17 protein-coding genes are annotated in these 19,917 nt (G+C 48.8%); 4 read left to right on the forward strand and 13 right to left on the reverse strand.

Features of this window, described 5'->3' with window-relative positions; all coding sequences use genetic code 11:
- Window positions 1–207 (forward strand): IS3 family transposase (locus tag MMIC_RS07470; protein ID WP_143144910.1); only part of this gene is annotated, 207 nt, incomplete at its 5' end.
- Between the two features lie 38 nt (window positions 208–245).
- Here the strand turns inward: MMIC_RS07470 and MMIC_RS07475 are convergent.
- From MMIC_RS07475 to MMIC_RS07525, 12 genes are all read right to left on the reverse strand, one after another.
- Complete coding sequence (locus MMIC_RS07475; protein WP_072659847.1) at window positions 246–530, reverse strand: PilZ domain-containing protein; 285 nt, start codon at window positions 528–530, stop codon at window positions 246–248.
- A gap of 247 nt (window positions 531–777) precedes the next feature.
- Window positions 778–2,085, reverse strand: a complete 1,308-nt coding sequence (locus MMIC_RS07480; protein ID WP_072659848.1) for a methyl-accepting chemotaxis protein — start codon at window positions 2,083–2,085, stop codon at window positions 778–780.
- Window positions 2,086–2,097: 12 nt separating this feature from the next.
- Window positions 2,098–2,940 carry a CheR family methyltransferase gene (locus MMIC_RS07485; protein WP_072659849.1) on the reverse strand — a complete coding sequence of 281 codons (843 nt, stop codon included), beginning with the start codon at window positions 2,938–2,940 and terminating at the stop codon, window positions 2,098–2,100.
- The gene (gene cheB / locus MMIC_RS07490) at window positions 2,937–3,980 is read right to left on the reverse strand and encodes a chemotaxis-specific protein-glutamate methyltransferase CheB (RefSeq protein WP_072659850.1); all 1,044 of its coding nucleotides are present in this window, start codon (window positions 3,978–3,980) and stop codon (window positions 2,937–2,939) included. The genes MMIC_RS07485 and cheB overlap by 4 nt, the downstream gene beginning before the upstream one ends.
- A complete protein-coding gene (locus MMIC_RS07495; protein ID WP_072659851.1) occupies window positions 3,977–4,360 on the reverse strand; it encodes a response regulator in 384 nt (127 codons plus the stop codon). The genes cheB and MMIC_RS07495 overlap by 4 nt, the downstream gene beginning before the upstream one ends.
- A complete protein-coding gene (locus MMIC_RS07500; RefSeq protein WP_072659852.1) occupies window positions 4,357–4,818 on the reverse strand; it encodes a chemotaxis protein CheW in 462 nt (153 codons plus the stop codon). Before MMIC_RS07500 ends, MMIC_RS07495 begins: the two co-directional genes overlap by 4 nt.
- Window positions 4,818–7,736: a hybrid sensor histidine kinase/response regulator gene (locus MMIC_RS07505; RefSeq protein WP_072659853.1), complete on the reverse strand. Its 2,919-nt coding sequence runs from the start codon at window positions 7,734–7,736 to the stop codon at window positions 4,818–4,820. Before MMIC_RS07505 ends, MMIC_RS07500 begins: the two co-directional genes overlap by 1 nt.
- A 32-nt stretch (window positions 7,737–7,768) precedes the next feature.
- Window positions 7,769–8,140: a response regulator gene (locus tag MMIC_RS07510; protein ID WP_072659854.1), complete on the reverse strand. Its 372-nt coding sequence runs from the start codon at window positions 8,138–8,140 to the stop codon at window positions 7,769–7,771.
- Complete coding sequence (locus MMIC_RS07515; RefSeq protein ID WP_072659855.1) at window positions 8,137–11,733, reverse strand: ion transporter; 3,597 nt, start codon at window positions 11,731–11,733, stop codon at window positions 8,137–8,139. Before MMIC_RS07515 ends, MMIC_RS07510 begins: the two co-directional genes overlap by 4 nt.
- Window positions 11,734–11,828: 95 nt before the next feature.
- A complete protein-coding gene (locus tag MMIC_RS07520; protein ID WP_072659856.1) occupies window positions 11,829–14,081 on the reverse strand; it encodes a methyl-accepting chemotaxis protein in 2,253 nt (750 codons plus the stop codon).
- Between the two features lie 16 nt (window positions 14,082–14,097).
- The gene (locus MMIC_RS12895) at window positions 14,098–14,220 is read right to left on the reverse strand and encodes a hypothetical protein (RefSeq protein WP_265331367.1); all 123 of its coding nucleotides are present in this window, start codon (window positions 14,218–14,220) and stop codon (window positions 14,098–14,100) included.
- A 35-nt stretch (window positions 14,221–14,255) separates the two neighbouring features.
- The gene (locus tag MMIC_RS07525; RefSeq protein ID WP_072659857.1) at window positions 14,256–15,512 is read right to left on the reverse strand and encodes a response regulator; all 1,257 of its coding nucleotides are present in this window, start codon (window positions 15,510–15,512) and stop codon (window positions 14,256–14,258) included.
- A gap of 234 nt (window positions 15,513–15,746) precedes the next feature.
- On the opposite strand from MMIC_RS07525, the gene MMIC_RS07530 reads away from it, so the two are divergent.
- From MMIC_RS07530 to MMIC_RS07540, 3 genes are read left to right on the forward strand one after another with little or no spacing between them, the layout of a single operon-like run.
- On the forward strand, window positions 15,747–16,799 hold the full coding sequence (locus tag MMIC_RS07530; protein ID WP_072659858.1) for a type IV pilus twitching motility protein PilT: 1,053 nt from the start codon (window positions 15,747–15,749) through the stop codon (window positions 16,797–16,799).
- Between the two features lie 46 nt (window positions 16,800–16,845).
- Entirely contained in the window at window positions 16,846–17,994 is a 1,149-nt protein-coding gene (locus MMIC_RS07535) for a PilT/PilU family type 4a pilus ATPase (RefSeq protein WP_072659859.1), read from the forward strand.
- The gene (locus MMIC_RS07540; protein ID WP_072659860.1) at window positions 17,994–19,085 is read left to right on the forward strand and encodes a type IV pilus twitching motility protein PilT; all 1,092 of its coding nucleotides are present in this window, start codon (window positions 17,994–17,996) and stop codon (window positions 19,083–19,085) included. The genes MMIC_RS07535 and MMIC_RS07540 overlap by 1 nt, the downstream gene beginning before the upstream one ends.
- On the opposite strand, the gene MMIC_RS07545 is transcribed toward MMIC_RS07540, so the two are convergent.
- Window positions 19,086–19,721 (reverse strand): lysophospholipid acyltransferase family protein, encoded by a 636-nt coding sequence (locus tag MMIC_RS07545; protein WP_227819416.1) that lies wholly within the window; start codon window positions 19,719–19,721, stop codon window positions 19,086–19,088.
- Window positions 19,722–19,917: the final 196 nt, after the last annotated feature.

Here is a 19,917-nt window from a genome sequence, read left to right on the forward strand (position 1 = left end):
GCTGTTGGCCACTGTGGTGATAATGCAGCCTGTGAAGGGTTCTTTGGCATGCTAAAGCGAGAAAGGGTTCATCATCGCTTGTATTGCACACAGGATGAGGCAAGAGCAGATATTTTTGATTATTTGGAAAGGTTCCATAATCCAAGAATGCGGCGCAGACTAGCTGCTCAAGATATAAGGTTTACATCGTTTTTAAACCGTCCGTAGAAATGGGGTAGAACCCCTCTTTTTCAGTCTCAACCTAACTATGAAAGACTTAGACCAACTGCAAATTGACCTTTTATTTTTTCAAAAGGGGCGCACCAAGCAACAAGCCCATATAATTGAACATCAGCCTGCTCTCGTGTGATGGTAAGTCGGACCTTCTCTCCCGGAGCAACCAAAGTGGCCACATTAATACCTATACCACCATGAGAAACATCTCGAATACTTTTGACTTCATGGTTTTCATGTAAAGAAACCCGAAACACCTCACCATGCAAAATATCATTGCACGGACGACGTTCCGCTTTTCTCTGATTATCCCTCATAGGCCCCCACCATTCAAAGAATTACGCATATTTTTCAAAAGAATTAAATATTTATTACCTTATAGATTAAAAAACAATATATCACAATATTTAAATATATCGTCAAGATTATAAACGAGAGGTCGAGTCTTAATTGATGGTATTTATTGAACACCTAATAGTTGTTTGGTTAATATAATATCGGCCTCACTGAATTTCATTAATCAGCTCAACAGGTAGAGTGTGAAGTGACTCATCACTTCAAACCTCATTTACTCCGTAACTGTTCGAGCAGTGACACCACCTCACTGGAAGGAGCACCGACATTCTCCAGTACAGCGTTTGCACCTGCTTTATCGCCATTGTTATATTTTTCAACGATTTCTCGTGCAAGCCTGTGTACTTCGGCATGTGGCCGCTCCAGTGCAACAAATGCATCTTCATGACCATAAGTCTGCTGCCCTTCTGAATAGTACCATTTTCCCAAACGACAGTGGCGATGATCCGTAACATCTGAAGGGGAAATGTTTTCATGACCCAGAACCATATCAACCAGGCGTTTCTTCCATAACATGTGATCGGTCTTGGCCAGACTGAGAACACCCCGGGACACCTGGTTTTTCGACAGGTTATCGAGTTGCCCTCTGATACCTCCTTCCAGTTCCCGCATCTGCGTACTTGTATGATTGATCTCATGTGATTCATGGCTGACCAGTTCGGACACCTCATGTGTACGCTTGGCAATTTCACGCGATGCCTCGCCCTGATCGGATGCAGCCATTTTAATATGATGTACCTGCTCGGACACCGTACTGAAGGCAACGATCACATCCTGCATACTTCTGCCTGCATCTTCGGCCGCAGAGCCGCCGCGCTCCGCACGCTCCACATTTTCACTGAACAGTGTAACGACGCTGTCGATTTCACCTTGTAACTGGCCGATTTTCTGGCTGATCTCGCTGGCGGCCTTGGCAGTTTGCTGGGAGAGTGCTTTCACCTCCCCTGCCACTACGGCAAAACCTTTACCGGCATCACCCGCCCGGGCCGCCTCAATCGTGGCATTGAGCGCCAGCATATTGGTTTGCCCTGCAATGCGCTGAATCGATGCAACGATGGTTCCGATATCGCTGGAAAAGTTTACCAGCTTCTCCACCTCACTCATCGCCGAGCGAGCGCGCTCTGCCATTTCACTCAGCACAGACAGAGCACTTTCAACCGAAGCTGAACCCATATTCGCCGCTTCAACTGCCTGCGATGCCAGTGCAACCGCTTCATCGGAACTGCCGGCTATTTGCTCATTGGTTGTAGCCAGTTCTTCTGTCGCAGCTGCCATGGAGAGCGTGCGCTCATCCATATTACTCATGCCATCAGTCATGCGGCTCATGGTGGAAACCACTTCGAAAATATTGATACAGTTGCCAACCTGTTTTTCCAGAAGATCCTCAACCATCGTTTCCAAATTGAGGCCAAGCTTGTCAACGGCTTTGCCCATTGCATCCTGACCGCCTGTACGGGCTGTAAAATTGCCTGCTGCGAACTGTTCCAGTGTGCTGGTTACTTTATCTTTATTGCTCATATGCAACTCCTGTCAATGCTTTGAGACCAGTCGCCAGACAGGTCTGTTTTCAATACGCTGAACGCTCCAACTCGATCGATTCCCTGTGACCATTTCACCTGCACCTGTAAACAACCAGCCACCGACCTCCATCAGTTGAGCGATGGAATCAATCACCTGTTTACGCTGCTCTACATCAAAATAAATCAAGACATTCCGACAAAATACAATATCAAACGGGCCATCCTGTTGCAGGGCAGAGACCAGTCGAGGGGAAATCAGGTTTTCCTGTTGAAATCGAACCATGGACTTCAAATTCGCTTTCACCTGCCAGTGATGTGAATCCTGCTGTTCAAAGTGAGTCACAAGCGTTTGAACCGGAAGTCCACGCTGCACTTCCATCTGTTTGTACAGCCCCTGTTTCGCATAAGCAATTGCAGCTGCTGAAATATCCGTAGCTGTGATTTTTACCCGGCTCTCGGCTGCAGGCAGACACTGCTTGGCAGTCATGGCGATAGAATATGCTTCCTGACCTGTAGATGCCGCCGCCGACCAGATCCGTATGCGGCCTGAAAAGCCTTTCTCTCTGCCCAGTGAAGGGAACAGTTCTTTTTCCAGCACTTTAAACGGATAGGCATCTCGAAAAAAAAGTGTTTCATTGGTGGTCATTTTATCCAGCGCCATCCTGGCCACCTCGCCTTTTTCATCCCGGCGAATCATATCTATTAATTCATCCAGTGATGCAAGTCCCTGAGCACGAGCCATCGGTAACAGCCGTGTGCGGATAAGGTAGAGTTTGCTATCGTCAATGGCCTGACCAATTTCTCTTCGCACAAAGGCTGCGAAATATTTCAGTCTGTCGCTGCTTACTGTCATTTTGATAATCCCAGAGCGATGCGATTGATTGCATCACCGATCTGCTGAAGCGGTAACACCTCGTCAGCCGCCCCGAGTTTTACAGTTTCACCCGGCATGCCCCAGACCACGCTACTTTCCTTGTCCTGCGCAATCACGCTGGCTCCGGATTTGGATAATGCAGCCGCCCCGGCAGCTCCGTCAGCTCCCATACCTGTGAGTATCACTACCAACGCATGTGTCCTGTCAGCCAGTTTGTGCAAGGAACGCAGAGTCACATCCACGGCAGGCTTACAATGGTGTTCGGCTGGCCCGTCATTCAATCTGGCGATGAGTTGACCCGTCGCATTCCTCTCTACCATCAAATGTGCTTCACCCGGCGCAAAATAAATCTGCCCGGCCTGCAGGCAAGTCCCATCTTCAGCCACACAGCAATTTAACCGGGTATCCCGATCCAGGCGTCTGGCCAGTGATTCCACAAACAGTTTCGGCATGTGCTGCACGACAACAACCGGACAGGGAATGTCAGCTTTTACCACGGTCAGAACATCATGCAAAGCGGCCGGCCCCCCAGTACTTGAACCAATAGCAATAATGTCGGGGGTAAAACGATTAATACTTTTGCGCGGTCGCCGTATTACCGTTTTGCCGGGCATGCTTTGCATACGGCCCGCTGCCGCTCGAACTTTTGGTCCAAGCTCATCTGTCAACGCTTTCACTGGTGCACTTTCACTGGCTTTCGGCTTTAAGACAACACCAAATGCACCGGCCTCCAGCGCCAGCACACTACGTTCAGCATCGTCCCGGGTTTCAGCAGCGACAATAATTGTTTTGACTGCAGGATGCTGCACAGACAAGACAGCCAGAGTTTCCATACCGTTCATGCGGGGCATATTCATATCCAGCGTAATCACATCCGGCTTCAAGCGGGTAATTTTCTCCAGAGCATCCTGACCATCCACCGCCTCACCTACGATTTCGATATCATTGCAACCGCTCAGAGCCCGGGCAAGCAATCTTCGATATAGTTTAGAGTCGTCTACCAATAACAATCGTATCATGACTGGTACGCAATTCCGACAATATCCAGTTTACTTTTGATGATTGCCTCATCAAACGGTTTCATCACATATTCGCTTGCACCGAGGCTGATAGCCTTGAGTATTGAAGATGTCTCTGTTTCAGTGGAAACGATGATAACCGGTGGCCGATCTGTTGCTGCAAAACGCGACTTGAACTCTTCGAGAAATTCCATTCCCCCCATCACCGGCATATTAATATCAAGAAAAATAACTTGGATATCCTGTGAGGATGCGTAAACCTCCAGTGCCTGTTCACCATTTGCAGCTTCCAGCACGTCATAACCACACTTTCTCATGATTCGCCCTAATGAGATACGCACGACCCTGGCATCATCAATGATCAGCACTTGCCCTGTCATGATTCTGTCACCGGCATACTCATTTGAATGATCTTCTCTACATCCAAAAGGATTAAAATCCGTTTTTCCTGTTTTAACACCCCGTGACAGATCTTCTTCCAGTTTGTTCCAAGTGATTCAGGCGTACGCTCAAACGCATCTGTATCCATATCAATCACTTCTCCCACAGCATCGACAGTTAATCCGAAATTTTCTATCCCGTCGGATTCAATAATAATTGTACGATAGTCATTCTGATTCTGATCCGGATCAATATGGAGAATCTTGCGCATATCCAGCTCGGTGAGAATTTTCCCACGCAAATTGATCAAGCCATTCACGGCCTCCGGTGCCAGAGGAATTACCGTTTTCATCTGTGCTGTTACCACTTCAGACAGTTGTTCTACGGGTAGTGCCAGCCACTGCTCTGCAACCCTGCAGGTCAACAGCCGGGAACGCATTTGTAGTGATTCAGACATTATTCACCCCCTCCAGCGATTGCATCATGGTTAACTACCTCGGCATCGATAACCGCTTTCGCTACGCCTTTGTCACGCGGCTTTCGCCCTAGCAGGCGGGTTAATTCATCAAGCAACACTTCACGTTCAAATTTCTTCACACAGGCTTGAAACAATTCGCTCCGCGCGCCGATATCTGAAGGCTCCAGACTGGACAATGATACCACCGGCAGTGAGGCGATAGCCGGCTGTGTGCGTACCCATTCTGCCAGTTCAAAGCCATTGACTTCAGGCATTTCCAAATCTGTCAGAATGAGGTCCGGCTTGTGATGGGAGAGAATTTCCTGCGCCTCGAGCCCATTACGTGCGAGCAGAATCTCACAACCCAAACCTTCCAGTGCAGGCAGCACCAGATTTCGATAAAATATTGCATCTTCAACATACAGAATCCGTTGCTGTCGTTTGCGCCGATCACCGGAGCTGTTAAACCAGTTTGGAATCGCCTTTTTAATCACTTCGAAAATATCAATGACTTCTGTTGAGCGTCCATCAATCACAGCTGTGCCAAGAAAACAGTCCTCTGAACTATCAAGATGTATCTCCAACTTCTGCTGAACAATATCGACAATTTCATCCACCTGAATACACAAACGCCTGCCCTGATCAGCAATAATCAGACATGGTTCAATCTCACCTTGTTCTATTGGTTCAACGTCCAGTAATTCTGCAAGCCTGAGAACAGGAATGACCTGATCACGATATTGCAGCACCTCTCGTCGACCGGAAGCTTCAATACTATCGGGCAAGATCTCCTCAATACGTTCAACAAGGGCCATCGGAATGGCATACCATTTGTCACCCAGTGAAAAAACGAGGATATACTGGCTATCTTCAGATGCGGCAGCGGTCACATCTTCACGGTCAGCTTTTATGATTTCGGCATCATGTCCCTGACGCAGCTCTTTGGTCAGTCCGACGCAATCCAGAATCGGCACCACCATACCATCACCGAGTATGCTGCATCCGCCATACAGATCGAGATGCTGGAAATGCAGGCCCAGTGGTTTCACCACAATCTCTTCAGCGCCTAATATTCCATCCACTCCGATGCCAAACTGATGCTCGCCTACATTGATAACGACAACCGTGCACTTTTCTCCATCAGAGGCCTGCAAACCCAGCGCATCGCTAAGAAACTGAATCGGCAGCAATCGGCCACGCAGGCGATAAAATGAACGGCCAGCCACATATTCCCAGTCATCAGAAGCCGGAACTATCGAAATCAGCTCCTGCACCATCATCTGCGGAATGGCGAAATGCTGTTCGCTACTGGATACAATCAGCGCCGGAATAATTGCCAGCGTCAGTGGAATACGAATATGCAACGTTGTTCCACTACCCAGTTCACTGTCAATTTCAACGGTGCCACCTACCCCTTCAATTTCAGAGCGCACTACATCCATACCAACACCGCGCCCTGACAGATTGCTCACCTGCTCTGCGGTAGACAAACCGGCATGAAAGATCAGCTGCAAGGCTGCTTTGTCACTCATCTTGCTTGCCTGCTCTTCGGTGATAACGTGCATTGAAACTGCCTTGTTGCGGATTTTATCTGCCGGAATTCCGCCTCCGTCATCATGAATATCAATCATGATAAAACCGCTTTCCTGACGTGCTGACAGTGAAATCGTACCCTCTTCAGATTTGCCTTTCTGCTGACGCAGTGCCGGCAATTCAATGCCGTGATCGCAGGAGTTACGAATGATGTGGGTCATCGGGTCTTTCATGGCCGCCAGAATGGTGCGATCCAGTTCTGTCTCCTGCCCATCCATCTTGACGTTGATCTTTTTACCCAGTTGCTTGCCTATATCTCGCAACAAGCGTGGTACAGTGCTCCACAATGTTGAGATCGGCTGCATGCGTGTATGAAGTAGTTTTTCCTGCAGCAAGGTGGTTGTTTGACTAATATTGCGACAGGTACGTACCAGATCACTCTGCTCGCTCTGACCTACCAGTCGAAGCAGACGGTTTCTCGAAAGAACCAGTTCACCCACCTGATTCATCAACTCATCGAGTAGCGCAACATCTACTCTGATACTGCTTTCTGCTGAAGGCTTCCGCGTAGCTTTTACCGGTTTTTCCTGTTCCCGTTGAACTGCAACGGGGGCTGTAACCTCTTCAGGTTCAGACTTTTCCGGTACCGGTTGTGGTGGTTCAGGCTCTGATTCTGCCTGTTCCTGCAGTTCGACAGTTTCCTGCACTTCAACAATGCTCTCAGGCTCTGCTGTTTTTTCCTTGCTGATCTTGCGGCTTTTGGCCAGACCGAGAATCTTCAAGGCTTCCGCAGGTTTCAACCCGTCTATATTGCGCAATTGTTCAAAACCGGCATCGAGTACCGATTCAGGTGTAGAAAAACCTGCCCCGGCAAGCAGGGCCTGTGCATTTTCACTGAGTCCTTCCAGCCAGGCCAATGCGTCTGACACATCCTCAGCTGCTACACTGTCCAGCTGATCTGAAGCAGCCTCCTGCTGTTCTGATGAAGCCGCCCCATCCAAATCTATCAAGCGTTCGGCAGCAGACAATCGAACGCACAGGTCTGAAAAATCAAGCACAGGTTCCACGCCATTTTCCTCCAGACCGGCTATCAGCGTCTTGATCGCATCACTGTTTTCGAGCAGCAGCGAGACCATATCCCCATCCACGTGATAACCCTTGGACCTTATTTTACCCAGCAGATTTTCTCCGGCATGCGCCACTTTCTCCAGCCCCTGAAGACCGAGAAACCCGCAGTTCCCTTTGACCGTATGAATCACCCTGAAAATTGCACCCAGTGTTTCAGCATTTCCCGGATCAGCCTCAAGTTTAAGCAACTCCTCTTCTATCGAAGAGAGGTTTTCGTTACTCTCGGTAAGAAATTCGGCTAGTAGCTCTTCATCCATGTTTTAACTCCTCTCTCAAACGAACAAGCAAATCAAAACAACATGCTGCCGACCACTTCGATCAGGTGATCCGGTTCAAAAGGTTTCACCAGCCATGCCGAGACGCCTGAGCCATGACCTACCGATTTCTTTTCTTCGCCCGACTCTGTCGTAAGCATCACAATAGGTGTCTCAGCATAAGCAGGCAGTTGGCGGATATTTTGAATCATTGTCAGACCATCCATATTCGGCATATTCAGATCCGTCAAAATGAGGTCAAAACTTTCCGCCTGAGCCATGGCAAGGCCTTCAGCCCCGTCTTTGGCTTCTACTACTTCAAAATCGACACTGGTCAGTGTTCGTTTCACTGTCATACGAACCATCATCGAATCTTCAACGATTAAAATTCTAGGTGCTCCACTCATAACTCATCCCTCAATACCAGTCTCTCTTCTTCCATCACATAACGTTTCTCAACAGTTTCTTTCCAGGCTGCATCACCTGTATCCTGATCCTTTGTCGCCTGAGACCACTCATCCAGGCAGCTTCTGACATTATGTAATCGCTGCATCACACGGTCGATATTCTGCAATTCCGTTAACGCATCCATGATATCCCCTTCAATTTCCGTACCAGCTTCTTTCTCAAGCACTTCTGATATTTTCATCAGTCCATTTTCGGTTGACTCATTCAATAGATTCAATGCGCCTTCGACCTGGCGGGTCAGCACCCTTAACAGGCGTGGATCAGCATTTTTAGGCCATATCTCTTGCATGACTTCTCCTTCGAGAACCGGAGCGGCCAATTCTCTTTTTTGTTCTTCGACTTGTTCTTCGACTTGTTCTTCGACTTGTTCTTCGACTTGTGCTTCGACTTGTGCTTCGACTTGTGCTTCGACTTGTGCTTCGACTTGTGCTTCGACTTGTGCTTCGACTTGTTCTTCGACTTGTGCTTCGACTTGTTCTTCGACTTGTGCTTCGACTTGTTCTTCGACTTGTTCTTCGACTTGTTCTTCGACTTGTGCTTCGACTTGTGCTTCGACTTGCGCTTCGACTTGCGCTTCGGCTTGCGCTTCGGCTTGCGCTTCGGCTTGCGCTTCGACTTGCGCTTCGACTTGTTCTTCAATACTGTCATCTTCCTGCAGCAATACACCTCTGCGACAAAACAGCGTCATTGCTGAAGAGGCTGGCATTTCAAATTCATCAATCAGGGCACCGGCCAACATATGCAGTTGTGCACCTGCTGCCGAACGTTCAATGGGAAACAGACGGTCAACCAATCGGTAAAAGTCCCGTTGGGTCTGCTGTGACAACTGCAATCCATATGCCAGAGGCACCCAACCCCGCCTTAGTCCTTCCCGATAAACCTCCTGCCATGTGGCATCCGGCTGTTCGAGCAAACGAGCTGTCTCAACGCTCTCAACCAATACCGCATCCCCAAGCAGCATATTCATAAATTCAAACGTTTTATTCTCCTGGGCATAGCCATGTGGATCAGCCTGACGCTTGGCAAAAGAGAGTATTTTTCTTGCCATATACACATCATGAAATGCATCCGGAGAACCGACATCAATTTTCAGTAAAGGATATTGTTCACTGGAGCGGATAAAGTTTTCGCTGTTACTTCTCTGGCGCGGCAGAATCATTATCTTCGGAGGTGTCCACCATTTCACTTCCTGTTTGCGGTTGGAGAGCAGGCCTGCAACGGCATGATACCACATCTCCAACAGTGAATCCTCGGTATCCTCCTGCATCTCTGTTGGGTAGAGCATGATGACCTTGCAGCCACGCAATAATGGACTCACCTGAGTCACATCCAGGCCATCCCATGCATGCATCTGCACTTTCAGATCACATTCGCCCCTGGCAGTTACTTTATCACAGGCTGCTTCCAGCCTGTTCTGCTGATGTTCAAGATCAACCTGTGCTGACGGATTGAGCACATTCACAGTCAACTGATGGTGCTTTTCGGCCATTTCAACAATCATGGCAGGCAAACCTTCATGCCAACCGATAAACAGCAGGTTCAGGTCCCATGAATCGGGCCATTGGTAGGTTTTTAATACCGATTTGCGTAAATCCGGTGCATCCTGTTTAAGTAACTGCTGCATTAAACCCGGCCACAATGCCGGCTCCCTGCCCAGCGCAACCACATCCACCACATCAAAGCCCTGTTTCGACGCAACCAGATCACTGAGCAAGCGATATTCCCCGGTCTCACTTCTCAATGCCAACACATTGACGCCGGCATTGAACAAATCTGTCGCCCAATCCACCAAGTTGGCTTTCGACGTTTCCGATATTACATAAGAACCATTGTCTGCAGGCTCGATATGTGCCTGCCAAGCCACGGTAAACAGCCCGGTTTCCCCTTCAATAGCATCCAGCATCTCTATGCCCAGCTCCGGCATGAATGAACAGTGATGCATCTGGTACAGCATCCGCGCAGTCACCGATGCAGAATGAAACATCTCAGCGCCAAGGGTATGCTGGTACATTCCCTGCAACTGCTCTGTCATTCCTGACTGGCTGAACAGAGACACCCCAGCTTCCATATTTTTCAGCCGTGCTTCCTGGACTAGTGCATGGTGATCCACCATTGATTCCGGACGCGTAAACTGACGGTGAAAGAAAATCATCTCCCGCACACCATCGAGTTTGAAATGCTTCAGCACACCCCTGCTACCTTCGTTTGCTTGCCGGATATTCAACCAACTGCCAAAGCCTGAGACTACCCTGTCCTTTTGATCAAAAAATACCCATGCAGAGAAATAGGAGCGCCGCATGCGCGCGCACATCTCACCAAACACTTTAAGAATAGCTTCCGCCTTATCATTTTCACCGGATATCAGTAACTGAACGCGCACAGAAAGCGGACTGTTGGTCAATTCACGCAACAGAGCGGCCATCACATTCGTTCCAAGCCCCACCAGTAAAGCAAAGAAGAAAACGCCGGTCATGGCAACAAACATGGTCAACAGCATCAAGCCTGGTGTATAGGCCTCTGAAGGCGTGGTGCCCGGATCTATGAGCCATGTGAAAGCAAACAGTATCACCTGCATAACAGTGTAATCGGATTGTCCCACCACTCCGTCTCTAGAAAGGTCCATATGCGGATAGACAAAATAGATCAACAGGCCTGAGAAAAGTAATAACAGTAACATCACTGAAATCAGCATGCCTGATTCCTTGCGCACTTCATGCATCTGCGACACTTTATTTATGGCAAGCATCAGACTGGCCAGTGGGTTCAGCATCACCAGCACCCTGACTACACGCAGTAAAACCAGCCACTGCGGAACAAACTCAACTAGCTGAAACAGCGACAAGGTCACGACAAAGTCCAGACCGGCAAAACAATACTCTGCAGTTTTTCGATTACCCGCAGGCAGTACCTGTGTAATTGCAACCACTCTGGACACCAGTTCGAGCAGCAATGCAACCGCTATAAACAGCAAAAGATCAGGCATACCCAATGCCGCTGCACTCAGCGCAATGGGAACCATGGCCAGCGGCAGAGAATAGACAAATGTTTCGTATGTCAGAAACCGAAAAACACGTAACATCCTGAGCATGTACATGCCGCGCAGTAGTCTGACCAAACGCAGGTACATGGAGTTGGCAAACAAGCCGGCAGGGACAAACAGAATCAGATACAGGCCCACTGTAGCCAGCGCATCAAGCAGTATGAATACAAGCTCATGGCGATCCCGCCAGCCCTTCTCCTTCTGCAACCAGATTCTCAGCACCAATTCGGCGGTAAAAAACAGGGTTAAAGGGGCAATAACAAACCAGTAGCGCTCAAAAGCACACAGCAACAGTGCAGCAAGAATCAACAGTGCATAACGCGGATGGGAGAAAACCCGTTCAGCAAGATACATCCATTCACGTCTAGAATGACCTTCATCCACAGGGAGTACCTGATGGGCGACTGCGTTGTTCACCGTAGCGCCGTCTTCACAAGCCAGAGACGAATCTGCTACAGACAGATCGGCAGCAGGCTGCTCCTTTGCTTTCACAACAAAACCGTCAAGGCGGGAAATGCCCTGTGTGTTGTAAAGCGGAATAGATCGCTGATGTTCCTCATCTGCATCCGGTTCACGTCTGCGCCCCTCTACCGGCGCAATGCGGCCAAAAAATCGCTCACCCGTGTCGAGAGATCAGTCCCTTTCTGGGTTAACCCATTGGCTACATCGAGTACACCTGCAGCAGCTTTGCCTGTTTCTTCAGCCGATTGGCTCACGCCGCTGATATCCTCACTGGCCTGATGCGTTGCTTCAGATGCAAAATGAACACTTTGAGCAATTTCCCGAGTAGCTTCATTCTGTTGCTCGGTCGCCGATGCAACTGATTGATTGATCTCATTCATACGCTGAATGACTGAGCCGATATGTGAAATTGCCTCAGCAGCACCACCGCTCTGACGCTGAATCGCACCGATCTGCTGGGAAATCTGTTCGGTTGCTCTGGCAGTCTGATTGGCCAGCTCCTTGACCTCTCCGGCAACCACGGCAAACCCGCGCCCGGCTTCTCCTGCACGTGCAGCCTCAATGCTTGCATTGAGTGCGAGCAGATTAGTCTGCTCGGCAATTTCAGAAATCACGCGCACGACTTCTCCAATCTGCTCTGACAATGCTGACAACTCGGTTACAGTTACATTGGTACTATCCGCTTCCTGCACTGCAGCTGCAGATATCTGCACCGCTTCATGCACCTGACGGGTAATCTCGCCAATTGATGCTGAAAGCTCTTCGGATGCGGATGCAACCGTCATTACATTATCACTGGCCTGATGCGCACTGCCGGATACAGCTTCAGCCTGCGCTGAAGATTGCACAGCCATGGCCGACAGCTGCTCCGCAGCCTGCTGCATCTCATTGCCATAAGCCTGTATCTCTTCTACCACCCCGCCCACATTGGTTTCGAAGTTACTGGCCAACTGAGAGCGTTCGGTCACATCATGCCAGGAAACCATCACCGACTGCCATGCACCTGCTGCATCGTAAATCGGGTAGGCATCGAACTCAATATTTCTACCTGCAATCGTAAAGCTCGCATGGTGAGGAAGGTTGGCTGAGGTGGACAAAAGCTGACGCTGATGTGACGGTTTACGATGGAATATATCAATATTCTGACCAACGATTTCATCTGCCTTACATGGCAACGCATCTTCGATGTTGCGGAATAGTTCCACCGCAGCAGGGTTCATATAGTTCACGATCAGACTGTCTTTATCAGCCAGCATCGTCGCCTGCGGTGAGGCCTCAACAATCCCCTTCAATTCAAAGGCTTCTTTGACCGTTGTGGTTAATTTATCATATGACTCAACCAACTGGCCGATCACACCCTGCATCTGAATATTCAGATGGATTGATGTATCTCCATCATCAAGCGCATCCATGGCTTTTGAGATTTGACGCAGCGGATTCACGACCGAGCGAACAATCAACCACAAAGCAATCATGATAAGCAACAGCAATGCCAGGCTAATGCCCCAGAATACATAACCCTGAGATTGGTGAATGGCATCCATATCGGCCCGTGCACTATCAAGCTCCTTCTCCAGCGTATCATCCATGCTGATCAAACCCGGCAGCAACTGTTCATTGAAGATACGGCCAAACGCCTTGCGATCCTTCTTCATCAGCAAGCGCTGTTTGGCAACTTCCTTCAACCCCTGACGATATTGTTCCAGATCGCTTTTAAATGCCCTCTTGTCTGCGGCTGCCAGCTTGGACTTCTCCAGCAGGTTGGTAAAACGGACTGCTTCAGCTGCATGTTTCTTTAAGTATTTTTCATCACTCCTGAGGAGAAAATCTTTTTCATGACGTCGCATCATCAGCATGGATACCATTTTCTGATCTCCGCCGATTTGTTTCAAACGTGATTCAATAGCATGCACTGCAGCTCGGAGCTCTCCGCGCAGTCCCTGCTCAGCAGTCAATCCCAACGTTTCTTTTGCTGTTGAAAACTCTCGAACCTGCTTGTCAAACTGCTGCATGGCATCTGACTGTCTGGCTGCCTGCTCACGCAAAGTTTCTGATAACATATTGTCCTGTAGCAACTTCAGGGACTTTTCATTTTCATGCCGGACATCCTCATAATCCTGGCCCAGCATCCGTTCGCCTTCAGCCAACCTCAACGCCAGCGCATCCTGCCACTTGGTCTGCCCGGCCAGTCTGCCCATCACTTGCATCAAGCTTGATACGCGCTCGGCCTTGATATCGACTTCGTCCATGTCAGAAATCGTTTTTTCATGTATCAAACCTGCAAACAGAACGGCAAGCACCGTCAAAATACCTACCAGCATCATTCTGTGGGCAACCGTAAAACGGTCATGCCACGCTGCGTTCACTGAATCTGTCATGCCTGAGCTCCCTGAGTCATCTATCTTCTGATCCGGTCTGACGCTTCCAGCAGGCAACGGCAGCCATCTCTATCGACTCAGTAAAAGCAAAACGCATGCCAATATCAGCGCAGCAGAGCTCTGCAAAATCGCCCTTCACAAACAGCGTGTAAATTGCAAGTTATCGCTTGATTTTCAGGTGATTTTTATGCGGTTTCGGCCGTTTCTCTTGGCCTTATAGAGATTGTTATCAGCCATTAACATCATGGCATCAAAATCCAATACTGAATCGCAACAGGCTCCTATACTGACTGTAATTCGAATCGATGTGTCATTGTGGGAAACCATGATGTTTTTTTCGATTTTACTGCGCAGATCATCAAATAGAATCGCCGCCTGCTCACGGTTACAATTCTCCGCCACGATGCAGAACTCCTCTCCGCCCGTACGGGCAAGGATATCCGACTCACGCAGACGCAATTTCAATTCTGAAGCCAGCGATTTTAGAACCATGTCACCAGCCTCATGCCCCAGACTGTCATTAATCTGCTTGAAATGATCAATATCCAGCATGGCTACAGCATAATCCTGCTTATGACGCTTGGCATTGGCCTGAACTCTTGGGATCGAAGCCATCAAAAAACGCCGGTTATGCAGACCGGTGAGAAAATCCTGGTTTGAGGCATCCCTGTAGGTACGAATATAGTCCTGCATATTAAGATTCTGCATCACCCGGCATAACAACTCCTCCTGTGAACAGCTTTTAGGGATATAATCATTGGCACCACTCTTGAGGAAACGCGAAGCCAGTCGTTCATCACCCACACCTGAAAAACCGATAATGATCAGCTCTTTATGGTTTGGCATATCCCTGAGCATTTTGCACAATTCAAAACCATTCATGCCAGGCAGGTTATAATCGATCATGACCAGTTCGATTCCATCCTGTTCTTTGAGCATAATCAAAGCATCTTCAGCTGTAGCAGCCTCATGGATTGTCAACATGGTGCGTTTAAGCTTGTTCACCACCCGCTTTCTACCCATGGATGAATCATCCACAATCAGTGCCTCAATATTCCGGTTTTTCTGCAATCTGTTGATCAGCGTACCCAGATAGTTAATTGAATAAACGCTGTCCTTGTTCACATAATCGATCATTTGTGGATGTAGTTCACACATGGATTTCATATCTTCAGATTCATTAGCAGAAAACACAACAAAAGGAATATCGTGTATGGAGATATAATCAACAATCTCACCATTCGGGGCATCGGGAAGATTCAGATCGAGCAGAGCCACGAAATAATACTGCCCGTCACGCTCCACAAGCTGCATAGCCTCTTCCAGATTATGGGCAACATCAACTTCCATATCCACGTGTATGCCCAGATGTTTGTGCACTGTCTTGCAGATAAACAGTGAATCATCCACAAGTAATACCTTCTCTTGCATAAACAATGCACCTCCAGCTGTTGAGTAGCCGTTAAAGCATAAATCAGGCCAGACTCCATCCGGGTTTATCAATCGCCCCCATACAAGCATCTACCGGAAACCCGAACTGTTGTTTAAACATGGCAAAGAATTTGCATATGGCTTCAAAGCATCAGAGATGCGCTTGCGGCAAGTGTGCCGCCCTCGTATGCTCTGCTATGCACTCTGAATGCGGAGAAACAACCGGGAGGCTTCATGGAAGTATCTGAACTATTGGCATTTACCGTCAAAAACAATGCGTCGGACCTGCATCTCTCTGCCGGTGAGCCTCCCATGATCCGCATCAACGGTGATATGACGCGCATTAAAATGCCTGAAATTGATCGCCGGGAAGTGCAAGGCATGGTGTACGACATCATGAGCGATGTGCAGCGCAAAGCATTCGAAGAGCACATGGAACTCGATTTTTCCTTTTCGCTTGGCGACATTGCCCGATTCCGTGTCAATGTGTTCGAACAGCGCCGAGGCATGGCTGCTGTATTCCGTGTGATTCCGAATGAGGTATTAACACTGGAACAACTCAAGTGTCCGGAAATATTCAAGGATATTTCCATGACACCACGTGGCATCTGTCTGGTCACGGGCCCGACCGGTTCGGGTAAGTCAACCACCCTTGCTGCCATGGTCAACCACCGCAATGAACATGAAAAAGGTCATATTCTGACCATTGAAGACCCCATCGAATTCGTACACAAATCCAAGGAAAGTCTGATCACACAGCGTGAACTCGGCCCCAACACCCACTCCTTTGAAAATGCCCTGCGCAGCTCACTGCGTGAGGACCCCGATGTTATTCTGGTCGGTGAGTTGCGTGATCTGGAAACAATCAGGCTCGCCCTGACTGCCGCGGAAACCGGACATATGGTATTCGGAACCCTGCATACCTCATCCGCACCGAAAACAATTGATCGTATCATCGATGTGTTCCCTGCTGCAGAGAAAGAGATGGTGCGCTCCATGCTCTCTGAGTCCATCCGTGCAGTCATCTCCCAGACCCTGCTTAAAACTGCCGACGGTATGGGCCGCGTGGCTGCACATGAAATTATGATCGGCACACCGGCCATCCGTAACCTGATTCGTGAAAACAAGATTGCCCAGATGGTTTCAGTCATGCAAACCTCCCAACGTGATGGCATGCAGACACTGGATTCCAATCTGCAGAAGTTGGTCACCCAGCGTAAAATCAACCAACAGGCAGCATTGGAAAAAGCCAACAACAAGAAACTGTTCGGTGGTGGTGTCATCTGAGGCGTTACAGAGAAAGCATGATAAATGATAACGGAGTCTCAGAACCATGAGTGAAGTAACACAGCTAAGCATCAAACAGTTATTGATGGTGATGGATAAACAACAGGCCTCCGATGTCTATATCACCTCCGGCATGCCGCCTTCGTATCGCATCAACAGCGTGGTGCATGCAAGTTCACAAGCGCCATTGTCTGGCGCACAGTGCGAGAAGCTGGCCAACTCATGCATGAATGAGCGGCAACGAGCGGCCTTTGCTGCTGAATTCGAGATGAATCTGGCCATCTCCTTCAAGGACATTGGCCGCTACCGCGTCAATATTTTCCGTCAGCGCGGCAGTGTCGGCATGGTCATTCGCAAGGTAAACACGGAAGTACCAACGCTTGAGGATCTGGGTTTACCGGAAATCTTCAAGGACATCGCCATGTCAGCACGCGGACTGGTATTGATGGTCGGTGCAACCGGCTGTGGTAAATCCACATCACTGGCTGCCATGATTGACCACCGCAACAGTAATCAGGCCGGTCACATCATCACCATTGAAGATCCGATCGAATTCATTCACAAACATAAAAAGTCGGTCATCACTCAGCGCGAGGTCGGCACCGATACACTACAATATCAGACTGCCCTGAAAAATACCCTCAGACAGGCACCCGATGTAATTCTGATCGGAGAAATTCGTGACCGGGAAACCATGGAACACGCTCTGACTTTTGCCGAAACCGGCCATCTCTGCATGGCAACATTGCATGCCAATAATGCCAATCAGGCACTTGAGCGCATTATCAACTTCTTCCCTGAAGACATACATCCTCAGGTGAGTCTGAATTTGGCACTCAATCTCAGGGCCATCCTCTCCCAACGGCTGGTCAAATCACCAGAGGGAAAACGTCTGCCAGCTATAGAGATACTGATTAACACGCCGCGCATCACTGATCTGATTGGCAAATGGGAAGTTTCTGAGATCAAGGATACCATGGCAGCCGGTAAAAACTACGGCATGCAGACCTTTGATCAGAGTCTGCTCGAGTTGTGGATGGCTGGCCAGATTACCGAGGATGAGGCACTACGCCATGCCGATTCAGTGAATAACCTGCGTCTGCAAATAAAAATGGTGAATCTGAAGGATCAGGGTGGTGATGCTCACGACCTGGATCAGCTTTCTGACATGGGTTCAGGAAACCTGAGCATCTGATGGCCAACAGACACCTGATTGATGAGCTACTGCTCGTTGCCAACAAAAATGGTGCTTCTGATCTGATAGTGCGAACCGGTGATCGCGTACGTATGCGTATCAATGGTGCTATCGTCACGGTTTCGCCGGACCGAATTCCGGAAATCAATCAGCCGCAGGCTATAGATATGATCCAGCACCTGTTGCACGATTTACCTTATAAACCGGATACCGCCACACTAAAAAGTTTCGACTTTCACTATTCTCTCGCCAACACATCACATTTTCGTATTCATATTATGCGAACGAACAATAATTTCGGCATTGTCGCCAGGCTCATTCCTCAGAAAATACCGGAATTTGAAGAACTGCGCCTGCCACAGGTCTTTAACGATATCATCCAGTACCGCAACGGTATCATTCTGATGGCGGGCGCAGCTGGCTCGGGGAAAAGCACATCTCTGGCTGCCATGCTCAATCACATCATCCAACAACGGCCTGTACATGCAGTGACGCTGGAAGACCCTATCGAATTCCGTTATGGCACGAAACACAAGGGCACGGTCAGCCAAAGAGAAATAGGCATGGATGTGGAAAGTTATAAGCAGGGTCTTGTAGATGCCATGCGCGAAACCCCCAATATCATTGTCGCAGGTGAAGCGCGCGGCCGCGAAGAAATTCAGCTGGCGATTGAAGCCAGTGAAACCGGCCACCTGGTTATGGCTACAGTTCACGCCACCACTGCTATCGGCACGATGCAGCGCATCATGGCCTCTTTTGGTAAGGATGAGCAGGCAGGCATCCGTGAACGACTGGCCGAGAATCTGCGTGCCATCATTGTGCAAAAGCTGTTACCTCTGAAAAATGGCAAAGGGCGCATCGTTGCTCTGGAAATCATGATCAAGAATTCTGTTATCAAACATTTCATTCTTGATCAGGATCACTGGAGTGAAATTCCACGTGCCATGGAAGAGGGTTTTAACCTCTATGGATCACAAAACTTTGATCAGCATCTGCAGCTACTGGTGGAAAATGACCTGATTGATTATGAAGAAGCTGTCGTGAATGCTGTGTTCCCTGAAGATTTCGCTATCCGCATGGGGCATGACTGATCATAGATCAGGACTGACATCGAAACGGCTTAGATCACGGATGGCGTGACGAATCACCTGAGTATCGGCCAATATCCCCTCTTTTCCTTCTTTCTGATCCCCCATGAGCAATGGATTCCCGACAACAATTCGGGCACGGCTGCGGCGATAGAACGGACGCCACATATGGATATGATCAAATGGCCATACACCTGAAATTCGGAATGGGATGATTGGAGCGCCAGTCTCCCGTGATATCATGGCAGCGCCGGGAAGTATCTTGTGCAATGGAATCGGCGGATTGGCGGCTCCTTCCGGAAATATACAGAGCACATTGCCCTGCTCCACTACTTCAATGGCTTTCTGCAATGCCTGTCTGTTCGCACCACCGGGACTCACTGGAATAGCTCCGACCATGTCAAAACCCCAGCGTATATACCACATGCTCTGATAATATTCGCGGGCCATAAGAAATGACAGAGGTCGATTCACTGTTGCCTGAATCAGTATAGGATCGAGGCCGCAGATGTGATTGCCAACAAGAATCAGAGGTCCATCGGGCAGTTCAACCCTCTCTTTAGCAAGACGGTGCCAGCCCTGACTAAACAAGCGGGCAATCGCGCGTAAAAACACATTTGGTCCCTTCGATTCAGACACGCTTTTCTTCATTCCGTTTCATTGCTTAGAGAGTGCCTCGGCTGAAATTTATATCAATACTGCAGAGAGTTTTTGATAGTCATTCGAATCTATTTTACCTGTACCTCTCCCATAGAATAATCATCTCTTTTCTTAATATAACTTGCACATTGAAAAATCTTTCACTATACCTTGCCAGCTAAGCACATAAATATTA

This window comes from Mariprofundus micogutta (genome assembly GCF_001895085.1).
GTDB classification, from domain to species: Bacteria; Pseudomonadota; Zetaproteobacteria; order Mariprofundales; family Mariprofundaceae; genus Mariprofundus; species Mariprofundus micogutta.